Source organism: Methylocystis sp. SC2 (assembly GCF_000304315.1).
GTDB lineage: Bacteria > Pseudomonadota > Alphaproteobacteria > Rhizobiales > Beijerinckiaceae > Methylocystis.
In genome coordinates, this window is the sequence record NC_018485.1 from 2,149,067 (window position 1) to 2,162,486 (window position 13,420).

General features: G+C 61.1%; 14 protein-coding genes. All 14 read left to right on the plus strand.

Annotated elements, in window-relative coordinates:
* The first annotated feature begins 2 nt into the window (after nt 1-2).
* The 14 genes from BN69_RS10395 (at nt 3) to BN69_RS10460 (ending at nt 13,313) form a co-directional block, all read left to right on the plus strand.
* Nucleotides 3-953 carry a Gfo/Idh/MocA family protein gene (locus tag BN69_RS10395; protein WP_014891562.1) on the plus strand — a complete coding sequence of 317 codons (951 nt, stop codon included), beginning with the start codon at nt 3-5 and terminating at the stop codon, nt 951-953.
* Nucleotides 950-2,266 carry a UDP-glucose dehydrogenase family protein gene (locus tag BN69_RS10400; protein WP_014891563.1) on the plus strand — a complete coding sequence of 439 codons (1,317 nt, stop codon included), beginning with the start codon at nt 950-952 and terminating at the stop codon, nt 2,264-2,266. Before BN69_RS10395 ends, BN69_RS10400 begins: the two co-directional genes overlap by 4 nt.
* Nucleotides 2,266-3,147 (plus strand): NAD-dependent epimerase/dehydratase family protein, encoded by an 882-nt coding sequence (locus tag BN69_RS10405; RefSeq protein WP_014891564.1) that lies wholly within the window; start codon nt 2,266-2,268, stop codon nt 3,145-3,147. The genes BN69_RS10400 and BN69_RS10405 overlap by 1 nt, the downstream gene beginning before the upstream one ends.
* Nucleotide 3,148: 1 nt before the next feature.
* Nucleotides 3,149-3,805 carry a class I SAM-dependent methyltransferase gene (locus tag BN69_RS10410; RefSeq protein ID WP_014891565.1) on the plus strand — a complete coding sequence of 219 codons (657 nt, stop codon included), beginning with the start codon at nt 3,149-3,151 and terminating at the stop codon, nt 3,803-3,805.
* Between the two features lie 32 nt (nt 3,806-3,837).
* A complete protein-coding gene (locus BN69_RS10415) occupies nt 3,838-4,833 on the plus strand; it encodes a GDP-mannose 4,6-dehydratase (protein ID WP_014891566.1) in 996 nt (331 codons plus the stop codon).
* A gap of 30 nt (nt 4,834-4,863) precedes the next feature.
* The gene (locus BN69_RS10420) at nt 4,864-5,730 is read left to right on the plus strand and encodes a transketolase (protein WP_014891567.1); all 867 of its coding nucleotides are present in this window, start codon (nt 4,864-4,866) and stop codon (nt 5,728-5,730) included.
* The gene (locus BN69_RS10425) at nt 5,727-6,647 is read left to right on the plus strand and encodes a transketolase family protein (protein WP_014891568.1); all 921 of its coding nucleotides are present in this window, start codon (nt 5,727-5,729) and stop codon (nt 6,645-6,647) included. Before BN69_RS10420 ends, BN69_RS10425 begins: the two co-directional genes overlap by 4 nt.
* The gene (locus BN69_RS18480) at nt 6,640-7,170 is read left to right on the plus strand and encodes an NUDIX hydrolase (protein WP_014891569.1); all 531 of its coding nucleotides are present in this window, start codon (nt 6,640-6,642) and stop codon (nt 7,168-7,170) included. Before BN69_RS10425 ends, BN69_RS18480 begins: the two co-directional genes overlap by 8 nt.
* Before the next feature lie 164 nt (nt 7,171-7,334).
* The gene (locus BN69_RS10435) at nt 7,335-8,330 is read left to right on the plus strand and encodes a class I SAM-dependent methyltransferase (protein ID WP_041926927.1); all 996 of its coding nucleotides are present in this window, start codon (nt 7,335-7,337) and stop codon (nt 8,328-8,330) included.
* Nucleotides 8,327-9,259 carry an SDR family oxidoreductase gene (locus tag BN69_RS10440; protein ID WP_014891571.1) on the plus strand — a complete coding sequence of 311 codons (933 nt, stop codon included), beginning with the start codon at nt 8,327-8,329 and terminating at the stop codon, nt 9,257-9,259. Before BN69_RS10435 ends, BN69_RS10440 begins: the two co-directional genes overlap by 4 nt.
* Nucleotides 9,260-9,263: 4 nt before the next feature.
* Nucleotides 9,264-9,959, plus strand: a complete 696-nt coding sequence (locus BN69_RS10445) for a class I SAM-dependent methyltransferase (protein ID WP_014891572.1) — start codon at nt 9,264-9,266, stop codon at nt 9,957-9,959.
* Between the two features lie 109 nt (nt 9,960-10,068).
* Nucleotides 10,069-11,298 carry a TIGR04372 family glycosyltransferase gene (locus BN69_RS10450; protein ID WP_014891573.1) on the plus strand — a complete coding sequence of 410 codons (1,230 nt, stop codon included), beginning with the start codon at nt 10,069-10,071 and terminating at the stop codon, nt 11,296-11,298.
* 321 nt (nt 11,299-11,619) lie between these two features.
* Nucleotides 11,620-12,366 carry an electron transfer flavoprotein subunit beta/FixA family protein gene (locus BN69_RS10455; RefSeq protein WP_014891574.1) on the plus strand — a complete coding sequence of 249 codons (747 nt, stop codon included), beginning with the start codon at nt 11,620-11,622 and terminating at the stop codon, nt 12,364-12,366.
* Nucleotides 12,367-12,368: 2 nt separating this feature from the next.
* On the plus strand, nt 12,369-13,313 hold the full coding sequence (locus BN69_RS10460) for an electron transfer flavoprotein subunit alpha/FixB family protein (protein ID WP_014891575.1): 945 nt from the start codon (nt 12,369-12,371) through the stop codon (nt 13,311-13,313).
* Nucleotides 13,314-13,420 lie beyond the last annotated feature (107 nt).

Sequence of the window (13,420 nt, forward strand, 5' to 3'; positions counted from 1 at the left end):
CCATGAGAGTGATCGTTGTCGGCCTCGGGGTGCAGGGACATAAAAGGCGTGCGTTTGCCGGCGAAGACTTCGTCGCGACCGTCGACCCCTACAATGCCGCTGCGGACTATCGAGAAATAAAAGACATTCCGCTCGATAGCTTCGATGCGGCGCTGTGCTGCATCCCCGATGAGCCGAAATTCGAAATCCTCGAATACCTGCTGGCGAATGGAAAGCACGCGTTGGTCGAAAAGCCGCTATGGACGCGCACGGCCTCGGAAATTGACGAACTCGAGCGCCTCGCGCGCGCCGCGAACGTCGTTTGCTACACGGCTTACAATCATCGCTTCGAACCGCATTTCGTGCGCATGCGCGATCTCATTGCGTCGGGCGAACTGGGGCGCATCTATTCCTGTCGCATGTTCTACGGCAATGGAACGGCGCGCCTCGTGCGAAATTCGGAATGGCGCGATAGCGGGGCCGGCGTGCTTCCGGATCTTGGCTCGCACCTTCTGGACACATGCCGCTTCTGGTTCGGCGACATCGACGCGAGATTCAAACTTGTCGCCGTCAACTGCTTTGAGAACAAGTCGCCCGATCACGTCATTATCGGCAATGAAGACGGCGCATGTCGCATCGAGCTCGAAATGACGCTGCTGTCTTGGCGCAATCACTTCGCTTGCGATATCTTTGCGGAAAACGGCAGCGCTCACATTGAATCGCTGTGCAAATGGGGTCCGTCAACTTTTACGATGCGACGGCGAATTCTTCCGTCGGGTCGCCCGCCGGAGCAGGCGGTCACGCTCGTGCAGGACGATCCGACTTGGAAGGTCGAATACGAGCATTTCAAGGGCATGTGCCAATCTCGAGCACAGACCGACCTCTCAAACGACATATGGCTGCGAGACGTGTTGGCGCAACTCGAGGATGTGGTTCTCGAACAATTGCGGCGACGCCGCGGGCAAGACGCATGACTTCCGCAATCAAGCACGCTTCGGATATTGTCGTCGGCTTCGCCGGCATGACCCACCTCGGGATCGTCTCCGCGATCTCCGTCGCGGCGAAGGGTTTTAAGACGATCGGCTATGATTCCGATTCTCAACTTGTCGGGCGGCTTTCGGCGGGACAGCCGCCGATCGAGGAGCCGGATCTCGATGATCTGCTGCGCGCCAATGGCGCTCGGCAAGCCTTCACCAATGATCTTTCGCGGCTCGCCGAATGCGACATCGTCTATATTTCATACGACGTGCCTACCGACGATAGGGGCCAAAGCGATCTTAGCCCGATCGTCGGCATTATCGAGGCGGTGGCGAAGGCGTTGCGCCCCGATGGGATTCTCGTCATTCTTTGTCAGGTGCCTCCGGGTTTTACGCGGGGCGTGCGCGCGGTTCCGCCGGAGCGGCTTTACTATCAGGTCGAAACGCTCGTGTTTGGCCGCGCCATGGCGCGCGCGCTGCAGCCGGAGCGAACGATTATCGGATGCGCGGATTCCGATGCGCCCCTGGAGCCGCGCTACAAGGCGTTGCTCAGTGCGTTCGGATGTCCGTTGATCCCGATGAGTTACGAGAGCGCCGAACTCTGCAAGATCGCGATCAACTGCTGCCTGGTGTCGTCAATCAGCGTCGCCAACACGCTGGCGGAACTTTGTGAAAATATAGGGGCCGAGTGGTCCGAGATCGTTCCCGCGTTGAAGCTCGACGCCCGCATCGGCCCAAGCGCCTATCTCTCGCCGGGATTGGGGATCGCAGGCGGCAATCTCGAGCGCGACCTTGCGACGGTCATTGCTTTGTCCGAGCGTTTCGACACGGACGCGGGCGTCGTCCGCGCATGGATCGACAACAGCCGGCGGCGCCGCGATTGGGTGCGTGGCGCGATCACGACCGCTCTGCTTCGCGAAAAGCCCGAGGCGACGATCGCCGTTTGGGGCCTCGCCTACAAGGAGAACACGCATTCAATCAAGAATTCGCCGTCCGTCGCGACGATCATGGGTCTGCCGGAAACGCGATTCGTCGCGCATGATCCTGTGGTGCAAGCCAGCGCAATTTCTCACGCGCGACTGACGGGCGTCGACTCGCCGCTCGCGGCGCTCGAAGGCGCCGACGCCTTGATGATCTTGACGCCCTGGCCTGCTTATCGTCGAGTTGGCGTTGCGGACATATCTCGGACGATGCGGGGCCGCATCGTCATCGATCCCTATCGCCTGCTCGATCCACGCGCCGCCGCGGCGGCCGGCCTCGATTACTACACGCTCGGGTCTCGCCATAACCCAAGCGCGGGAACCCTCTAATGCTGCGCCATCTCGCTCCCGCGCCGATGGCTCCCGCTCGCATCGTTGTCATCGGCGGGAGTGGATTTGTCGGCGGCGCGCTCTGTCGCCGCATCGCCCGCGCGCAAATTCCCGTATTGGCGATCAACCGCCAGCAGATCGATCTTCTTGCCGACGACGCCGACAAGCAATTGCGCGCGATTTTGCAGCCCGGCGATGCGGTCGTGGCGGCCGCGGCGCGCGCGCCTTGCCGCTCTCTCGACATGCTTGTCGAGAATGTCAAAATGACGCGCGCGATGGTCGCGGCGTTAAAGGATGCGGCGCCGTCGCATGTGATCAACATCAGCTCGGACGCCGTCTACGCCGACGAGCCGGTTCCGATTGACGAAGAGACGCCCACCGCGCCCGGAACGCTGCACGGCGTCATGCATCTTGCGCGGGAAATCGCATTTCGCTCGGATATCTCGGCGCCGTTGACGATCGTGCGTCCGACCCTTCTCTATGGTCTTGAGGATCCGCACAACGGTTATGGCCCCAATCGCTTTCGTCGCCTCGCGGCGGCCGGTGAGAATATCGCGGTTTTCGGCGCGGGCGAGGAGCGACGCGACCACGTTTGGATTGACGATCTCGCCGAGATCCTTTTCCGGATATTGACGCGGCGCTCGATCGGCGTGCTCAATGTAGCGACCGGCGACGTGCATTCGTTCCGCGCGCTGGCGGAAGCGGTGGCCGGCGCCGCGCGGCGTAAAGTAGCGGTCGAAGAGACGCCGCGCGTTGGACCTATGCCGCATAACGGCTATCGTCCGTTCGACATCGCAGCGACGCGCGCCGCCTTCCCAGATTTCGCCTACGCGCCGGCCATAGAGACCGTCGCGAAACTACAATCATTCGCGGAGCGATAGCATGGCGGAAGTCGATCTGTTGCGCGCGCTGCCGAAATCCCGGCGCAACATCACGCAGCGAGGCGAAGCGAAGTCGCCCGAGATCATTGCGCTTTCACGAGAATATGGGGAGCTCTATTTCGACGGGCCGCGAGAATTTGGCTATGGCGGCTATCGCTACGATGGGCGCTGGCGACCGGTCGCGCAAGATATCATCGCTCATTTCGGTCTCGCGGCGGGCGCGCGAATTCTCGATGTCGGATGCGCCAAGGGCTTTCTTGTCAAAGACTTGATGCTCGCGGAGCCGGGGCTGGAGGCCTTCGGTCTCGACATCTCGCGTTACGCCCTCATGCACTGCGAACCGGAGGTCGTGGGCCGTCTGCACCTCGGCTCCGCCGACGCGCTGCCCTTCCCCGACAAGAGCTTCGATTGCGTCGTGAGCATCAATACGATTCACAATTTCGACCGCGCCGGCGCATTGCGGGCCTTGCGTGAGATCGAGCGCGTGTCTCGCCAAAGCGCATTCGTCCAGGTCGATTCGTATCGTACGCCCGAACAAAAGAGTCTTTTCGAAAGTTGGGTGCTGACGGCGAAATTCCACGACTATCCGCAGGGCTGGATCGAAGTCTTTGCCGAAGCCGGCTATACGGGCGACTATTATTGGACGATCGTCGAGTGACGTGACGCTCCTGAAGAAGCGAAGGCGAACACATGTCGAATAAGACCTATGCAATCCTTGGCGGCGGAGGCAGCTTCGGCATTCACGCCGCATTCTGGCTGCTCGATCACGCTAACCCGCGAAAAGTGATCGGCATTGGTCGCAATCCGCTGCGGGAGCGCGCGTTCTCGCTGGATATCGATCAGCGCGACGGTTACGAATATCATGCTCGTCACGTGACCTACGAGATCGATCTGCTGCTCGAACTGCTCGATCGCGAAAAGCCGGAGATCATTGTCAATTTCGCAGCGCAGGGAGAGGGCGCCGTCTCCTGGAAACACTCCTGGCGTTTTTTTGAAACCAATTCGATGGCGCTCGCGCGCCTTTGCGAAGAACTGATGAAACGGGATTGGTTGGAGCGTTTCATTCAGATCGGGACGTCGGAAATGTACGGGTCCGTCGATCGCCCCGTGACGGAGGACGAGCCGATCAAGCCGTCGAGTCCTTACGCCGCCTCCAAGGTCGCTTTCGACATGCATCTTCTGTCGATAGCGCGATTCCTCAAGTTCCCGATGAATATTTTGCGGCCGTCGAACGCCTATTGCCCCGGGCAGCTTTTGCATCGCGTCGTGCCCAAGGCGATCGTCTCGGGCCTGCTTGGCGAGAAACTACCCTTGCATGGCGGCGGCAAGGCGGAAAAATCCTATATTCATGCGCGCGATCTCGGCCGGGCGATTCATCTCGTGGCGGAAGGCGCGCCGCTCGGCGCCGTCTATAACGTCGGTCCGAGCGAGCCAACGTCTATTCGGCGCGTCGTCGAGCTTTGCGCGGAGGCTGTCGGCGTTCCGTTCGAACAATTGTGCGAGGTCAGCGGCGATCGACTCGGGCAGGACTCTCGCTACTGGCTCGACTCATCAGCGATCAAGCGCGACGTGGGCTGGGAGCCCCGCATTGACTGGGCGGAGGGCTTGTCCGAAATGGTCGACTGGGCGCGAGCGAATCTTCCCGCTTTGAAACGCGCGCCTCGCGATTACACGTTAAGGGCATGATCGACCGCAACGAGTTGGGCGGAACGTGAAATGACAAACGGACTCATGCTATGTCAGCGCGACGAGCGACGGCGCAACAGTTTCGACGCCACTGCGGCGAAGGAACGCTGCCGCCGCTATCGCCGGCGCATTCTGGAAATCTCGCGACAAGTTTCCGCGCTGCATGTGGCGCCGGCCTTTTCCTGCGTCGAGATCGTCGACTTGCTGTATAATGGCGCGATGCGGCGGGACGCGAACGGTGCGTATTGCGACATCTTTCTGATGTCCAAGGGTCACGGCTGCATGATCCAATATGTCGTGCTCGAGGAGCAAGGCGTATTGTCGCGCGCGGACCTCGACGCCTATTGCAAGCCCGGCGGGCGGCTCGGCGCGCATCCCGATTACGGCACGCCGGGGATTGCGGCTTCGACCGGATCGTTGGGACATGGGTTGGGAATCGCGGTCGGACAGGCCTTCGCCGAAAAGCTGAAAGGGAGCGACGCGCGGGTCTATTGCGTCCTATCGGATGGCGAATTTCAGGAGGGCTCGACCTGGGAGGCGATGATGGCCGCCGCAAATCTCGGTCTCTCCAATCTTGTCGCGCTGATGGACAACAATGATTTTTCCGGCCTCGAACGCATCAGCGAGGGTCACAAGGCCTTTTACCCCCTGCTCGACAAAGCCCGCGCTTTTGGATTTAGCGTGGCTGAAGTCGCTGGACATGACAGCGCGGAGATTTTCGCGGCGCTCGACAACGACTGTTCGAATGACGCAACCCCTCGCCCGAGGTTGATCGTTTGTCGCACGACGAAGGGCAAGGGCGTTTCGTTCATGGAGAGCGTTCCGATCTGGCATTACCGCTCGCCCAATTCGGAGGAATATGCGCAGGCGTTGAACGAGATCGAGAACGCCCCATGAGGAATAGATTTGCGGATACATTCTATGAATTGGGCAGGGAGGACGAGCGCCTGTGCCTTGTCGTAGCGGACATATCTCCTGCCGGCAGCATCGAGAAGTTTCGCACGAAATTTCCGCAGCGCTTCGTGAATACCGGAGTCGCCGAGCAGATCATGATCGGCATGACCGCCGGAATGGCGCAGCGTGGTCTGCGGCCCTTCGCCTACACGATTGCGACCTTCTCGCTCTACCGCCCGTTTGAAATGGTGCGAGACGATCTGTGCTACCAAAATCTATGCGTCACCGTGGTCGGCATCGGCGGCGGCCTCACCTATTCGACGCTCGGCGCGACGCATCACGCGCAAGAAGACGTAGCGATCGCCTGCGCGATTCCTAACCTCACAGTTATCGCGCCTTGCGACCCGGCGGAAACCGAAGCGGCGACGCGCTGGTGCGCCACGCAGGAGCATGGGCCGGTCTATCTGCGCCTCGGCAAGGCGGGAGAGCCGGACTTCACCAGCAACGCGCCGCAACCCTGGACCTTCGGCAAGCTGCGGCGAATTCGCCCGGGCGCGGACGTTTGCATTCTTACTTACGGTCCTATCATGAAACGCGCGTGGGCCGTGGCCGAGCGGCTCGAGGCGGCCGGCCGCAGCGTGGCGATCAATTCGGTTCACACATTGAAGCCGCTCGACGTCGGCGGAGTCGCCGACGTGCTGACGCAATTTTCCTCTGTCGTCGTTATCGAGGAATGTGCGCCGACCGGCGGTCTCGCAATGCAAGTCAAAGCGCTCGCCTTCGATATCGGCGCACGAACAAGGCTCCTTTCATTCACGCTTAAGGATGAGTTCATTCACTGCTACGGAAGCCATGACGACATCCTCGACGCGCACGGTCTTTCGGTCGAGGATATGACGCGGCGAATTCTCAGTGAGTGACCGCGCCCCAGACTATTTCCTCAGCGAGGGACCGCTGACGCCGGGCGATGCGGCGGTCGCGCTGCTTGTCCTCGACGACGGTCGCTATCTCATGCAGCTTAGGGATGAGAAGCCCGGCATTTTTTTTCCAGGCCATTGGGGCCTCTTCGGCGGCGGCGTCGAACCCGGCGAAGGGGCCGAGGCGGCGTTGCGGCGCGAACTGCGGGAAGAACTGGGATACGACGCCCAGACCATGGTCTGGTTTACGACGATGACGCTCGATTTCACCGCCTTAGGCGGCGGCCCTGTCGAGCGCCATTTCTACGAGACGCCGCTTGCGGCCGCACAGATGGAGAAGCTTATCCTCGGAGAGGGGCGCGCGATGCGCGCGTTCGAGGGCCCCGATCTGCTTGCGAGGGAACGCGTGACGCCATACGACGCATTTGCGCTCTGGATGCATCTGACGCGCGCGAGCCATGAGCGCGCGCGGCGCTCGGTGGAATTGAGTGGAGAAGCGCGGCGGCTCCAGGAATTTCCTCGATGACCCTAATGCTGTCGGCGGGCCATGCTTGTCAGGTTTGCGGATCGGAAAGATTGCGCGAACTCGTGTCCTTCCGCGAGTTGCCGCGTGTCACCTCTGACGCTCGACCGTGGCCAGCAGGCGGAAGGCTTGCGTGTTGTGAAGAGTGTGGCGCCGCTCAAAAAATCGTGGACGACGCCTGGCGCGCGGAGATCGCGCAGATCTACCGGAATTACGAATTATACCACCAGTCTCAGGGCGACGAGCAACCGATCTTTTCGGGTCAATCGACCGGGCCGCAACCTCGCTCCGCCTTGATAATAGACTATCTCGATGGCGCGCTCACGCTTCATGAGGACGCGCGCGTCCTGGATTTCGGATGCGGAACCGGCTCGGCGTTGAAGACCTTTTCAGGTCGCCATCCTCGCTGGCGCCTTTACGGCGCCGAAATCCGCGACGATGCGCGCGAGCGTCTTGCACAACTGCCGAATTTCGTCGAGCTCTATACCTGCGATCTTGACGCGATCGACGCGCGCTTCGACCTCGTCACCCTCATCCACTCGCTTGAGCATCTCATCTCGCCGGTCGACACATTGATCGAGCTGCGGCGTCTCATCGGGGACGATGGGCGCGTCTTCGTGCAGGTTCCGGATTGCGCAATCACGCCATTCGATTTCGTTATCGTCGATCATCTCACGCACTTCACTGTCGAGTCGCTCCGCCGCCTGGGCGAACGCGCTGGCTACGAGACTGTCGCAGCCCACGACGCCTTGCTCCCCAAGGAATTGAGCTGGATCGGTAAAGCCGTCGCATCCCGCGACGGACCCGCGGCGACGCCTCACAAGGGCATGGATGAAATCCGCGCTCAGGTCGACTGGCTGAACGCGCAAGTGCGCAACTCGCGAGAGCTCGCGCGTTCGAGCGCGAATTTCGGTATTTTTGGCACCTCCATCTCCGGAACGTGGCTCGCGGGCGCGGTCGGTGACGAGGTCGACTTTTTCGTGGACGAAGACCCTCAGCGCATCGGGCGAGAGCACATGGGCAGGCCCATCATCGCTCCTGCCAACGTCGCCGAGAATTCCGATGTCTTCGTTCCGCTGATTCCGAAGGTCGCCGCCGCAGTAAAATCCCGCTTGGCGAGACAGGGCGTGCGTTACCACGCTCCCGCGGACATCGTCAGATGAGCGCCAATGCCAGCGCGCGATATTGCGTCATCGGAGGAAGCGGAGCTATTGGCTCCGCTTTGATGAAAAGCTTGAGCGCGCAACGAAAAGAAGCGATCGCGTCGACCAGACGTCAGCCGGTCGATCGCCAAAACGAATTTTATCTCGACCTCGGCGCCGATCTGCCCGAGCTTTCATTCTCAGCGCGCGACGTCGTCATCCTTACGGCGTCGATGACGCGACTGGCGGAGTGCCGATCGGAGCCGGAACGCGCTCGAAGAGTGAACGTCGACGCGCAGGTTCTTATTGCGGAGCAAGCGGTGAAGAAGGGCGCTTTCGTCGTTTTTCTTTCGACGAACCAAGTGTTCGACGGAACCAAGAGCGGCGTGGGTCCCGAGGAGCCGCGCTCGCCTCGATCCGTCTACGGAAAGCTGAAGGCCGAGGCGGAATCGGCATTGTCGCGCTTGGGCGATTCTGTCGCGATCGTCCGCCTGAGCAAAGTCGTTGGTCCGCATCTCGATTTATTCCAGCGATGGCGCCGCGAATTGTCGCGGGGCGAAACCATCGAGGCCTTCGACGATCTGCTTTTGGCGCCAATCGCGATGGCGAAGGTCGTGGCAGGGGTCGAGCTTATCGGTCTTAGGCGGCTGGGCGGCGTCTGGCATCTGGGCGGTTCCGACGAAATCAGCTATCTGCAAGCAGGACGCCACCTTGCTTGCCGTCTTGGCGCTGACGCGCGATTGGTCGTCTCGGTCAGCGCCGCGAAGGCGGGAATTCCTGTCGAGGAGCGGCCGCCGCGGGTCTCCATGGCGCCGGGTAACCTAGAAACCGCTATTGGCGTTCGAATCGGCGACGCCTTAGAGGAACTCGACATCGGGTTGGGGTTTGCCGATTGGACGCGAACCGATATTTGTTCTCGAAGCGGCGAGATTATCCCTCAAGCGATGTAGAATCATGACGGATCAGGTGGAGCGCGAAGGCGAAAAGCAATACGCGGAATTTGTCGCCGAGATTCGCAAGCACGGCCATCAGCGTATGGGTTTGATGACGAGCTGGGCCTATCTCGACGATCCCAAGCGCCTCGCTTTTATGATGGCGCGTTACAAATTCGTGGCGAAGATGCTCGAGGGAGCCGACCACGTTCTCGAGGTTGGCTGCGGCGACGGGTTTGGAACGAGGATCGTAGCTCAGGCGGTCAGGAAAGTGACGGCCGTTGATTTCGACCCGGAATTTATCGACGACGCTCGATCTGTCGCCGGCGATCGTTACCCCATTTCGTTTCACCGCCACGACATGGTTGCGGCCCCTTTTCCCGATCGTTTTTCGGGCGCCTATAGTCTCGATGTTCTCGAACATATCGATCGCGCCAACGAACACCGGTTTATTTCAAATATCGTAGCGTCACTGACGCAAGACGGAGTTTGCGTCATCGGCGCGCCATCGCTCGAATCGCAGGCCTATGCGTCGCGGATGTCTCGTTTGGGCCATGTGAACTGCAAGACCCAGGCCGAGCTGAAAGACACGATGCTTCGCCACTTTCGAAACGTCTTCATGTTCGGCATGAACGACGAAGTTCTTCATACGGGTTACGCAAAGATGACGCATTACAACATCGCGTTATGCGCCGGGCCGGTCGCGGCGAATAGTTAGTGGACCGAGACGGATACGCCGGCTCGTCGCTCGCGCGATAGGGTCTTCTGGATTAATTGGAACGAACGCTATTATTCGCTTGCAAACTTAAGGGACGGGATCAATTGGGATGAATGGCGATCGAACAGGCCTCACCGAACAAAAGTTGGGGCGTCACGGTCTTTATTTTTATCCAATTTATGCCCTTTTGGCGCGAATCCTCGGCCGCTTGGGGTATCGCTTTCTGCACACCCATATCTGGCTGATCGAAGATTTCGGCCAGCTCGCGATGGACCCGGACGTCTATTTAAAGCGGCAAATACTCTCGGGACGAAAGGTCAAACCAATCCTCCTGGTTGACGGTCGCACGCCCGCCAACGAGGCGCTTTTGGCGCATTGGACGCGTTATATTCATGTCGTGCGCTCACGCGCGATGAATTCCCTGCTGCGGCCATTCTTGCAGTTTCCGGAGGTCGTCGACGTTATTCCGGCCTATTCCATTGCGCGGGGGGGCGCGTCGCATAATCACGAAATTCAGCGCCTCTGGGGTGACCGGCCTCCGCTTTTGCAGCTTTCCGAAGCGGAAATCGCCAAGGGAGAGGAGCAGCTGCGGGCCTGGGGCATGCCGGAAGGGGCTTGGTTCGTATGCGTGCATTCGCGTGAAGGCGGCTTCAAGCCCGTCCACGACTGGGCGCATAATTTTCGAAATTCACGGATCGACGGTTACCAAGAGGCCATGCGGGAAATCGTTGCTCGCGGCGGCTGGTGCATCAGGGTCGGCGACGCGACGATGGAGCCGCTGGCGCCGGCCCCAGGGATTGTGGATTATGCGCGGTCGCCTGCGAAAAGCGCTTGGATGGATGTTTTTCTCCTCGCGCGGTGTCGCTTTCTGCTCGGCAATACCTCTGGGGTTTTCATCATCTCCGGAATTTTTGGCAAGCGGTCGGCTCTCGCCAATATGGCGCCGATTGGCGCGGCCTATTCGCTTTTTCCGGGCGATATAACCATTCCCAAATTGCTTCAGGACGCGAGCGGACGCATTTTGTCTTTTGGCGAGGCGCTGGCGGACGCCTCGTCCGAATACCACCTTGCCACGCAGTTCGCCGAACGGGGCTTACGCCATATTGACAATACGCCGCAGGAAATCGGTGAACTTGTCCTGGAAATGATGGATCGGCTCGAAGGAACATTCGTCGAAGAGCCGGAAGACGCCGAATTGCAGGCGCGGTTCCGCGCCTTGATGCGGCCGGAGCATTATTCGTGGCATTCCGCAGGTCGAATCGGGGCCGCTTTCCTGCGTCGCCATCGCAATCTGCTCGACGCGCAGGCGCCCCTTGAGAAAGACGCCCATGGCGTCTAGAGCAGGCTCCGAAAAAAGTTGACAGACTTTTACGAGGAGAACCTGCTCCAACGGTTTGATTTTGAGCGATTCCTTATCGATCACATGATTCCATGTGTCGGGAAGCGCTCTAGGCCGTCGGGCTGCGCTCGGCCAGCGGCGGTTTCGATTGCAAACCTCAGCTCGGGCCGTTATCCGGACCGTGGCCGCCGCCGCCTTGTTTGACTTGCGCGCGCGCCCCCGCTACCAGACCGCGCGACGGCTTTAGCCAGAGTGGCGCGCGCGCAAGCGGCGCTCCGACACCGTCTCGCCAAAGGGTCAGAAGGACCAAGGGGTCGCGCGATGAAGATTCTCGTGCCCGTCAAACGGGTCGTCGATTACAACGTCAAGATCAGGGTGAAGGCGGACGGGTCCGGCGTCGATCTCGCCAATGTCAAAATGTCGATGAACCCCTTCGATGAGATCGCCGTCGAAGAGGCGCTGCGGCTCAAGGAGGCCGGCAAGGCGACGGAAGTCATTGTGGTCACGATCGGCCCCGCCAAGGCGGACGAGACCTTGCGCACCGGCCTCGCCATGGGCGCCGACCGCGGCATTCTGGTCAAGACCGACGAGACGGTCGAGCCGCTCGCCGTCGCCAAGATTCTCGCCAGGATCGTCGCCGAGGAACAGCCGCAGCTCGTCATCATGGGCAAGCAGGCGATCGACGACGATTGCAATCAGACGGGCCAGATGCTCGCGGCGCTGCTCGGCTGGGGCCAGGGCGCCTTCGCCTCGAAAGTCGAGATGGCCGACGGTTCCGTCGACGTGACGCGCGAGATCGACGGCGGGCTGCAGACTGTCAGCCTGAAACTGCCGGCTGTCGTCACCACGGATTTGCGCCTCAATGAGCCGCGCTACGCCTCGCTGCCCAACATCATCAAGGCCAAGAAGAAAGAAGTCGCCGTGAAGGCGCCGGCCGATTACGGCGTCGACATTGCGCCGCGCCTCGAAGTCTTGAAGACCGCCGAGCCGGCGAAACGCAAGGCGGGCGTCAAGGTGGGCTCGGTCGTCGAACTCGTCGGCAAGCTCAAGGAAGCGGGAGTGCTTTAAAGATGACGATTCTGCTTCTTGCCGAAACCGCCGGCGACGCGATCGCCCCGGCGACCGCCAAGGCGCTCACCGCCGCCAAGGAGATCGGCGGCCCCATTCATGTCCTCATCGTCGGGCCTGGACTGAAAGGCGCGGCCGAGCAGGCGGCGAAGCTCGCCGGCGTCGAGAAGGTCCTCGTCGCCGAAGACGCCTCGCTCGATCATGTTCTGGCCGAGACGGTCGCCGCGCTCATCGTCTCGCTCGCCGGCGCGTATGACGTCATCATCGCGCCGTCGACCTCGGCGACGAAGAACGTGCTGCCGCGCGTCGCGGCGCTGCTCGACGTGATGCAGATCTCGGACATCATCAAGGTCGTATCGGCCGACACTTTCGAGCGGCCGATCTACGCCGGCAATGCGATCCAGACCGTGCGCGCGAAGGACGCAAAGAAAGTGATCACCGTGCGCACCACCGCCTTCGCGGCGGCCCCGGAAGGCGGCTCGGCGCCCATCGAGGCGATCGCGGCGCCCGCCGATCCCGGCGTTTCCGCCTTCAAGAGCGAAGAGCTGGCGAAGTCCGAGCGCCCCGAACTCACCTCGGCGCGGATCATTCTCTCCGGCGGGCGCGCGCTCGGGTCGGCGGAGAATTTCCAGAAGGTGCTGGATCCGGTCGCGACGCGGCTGAACGCCGCGATCGGGGCGTCTCGCGCCGCGGTCGACGCCGGCTATGCGCCAAACGACCTGCAGGTCGGCCAGACCGGAAAGGCGGTGGCGCCGGATCTCTACATTGCCGCCGGGATTTCGGGAGCGATCCAGCATCTCGCCGGCATGAAGGATTCGAAGGTGATCGTGGCGATCAACAAGGACGAGGAGGCGCCGATTTTCCAGGTCGCCGACTATGGCCTCGTCGCCGACCTCTTCACGGCCCTGCCGGAGCTTGAGGCCGAGCTGGCGAAGATCGGCCGCTGACCGAAAAAAAGCGGCCGTCGCTTCGGTCCCCATGGTCCGGCGCGGCGGCTTTGAACTTGGCGGAGCGTCGGCGCTCGGAGCTTCGCAGTTTCTTTTCTTTGTTTTCT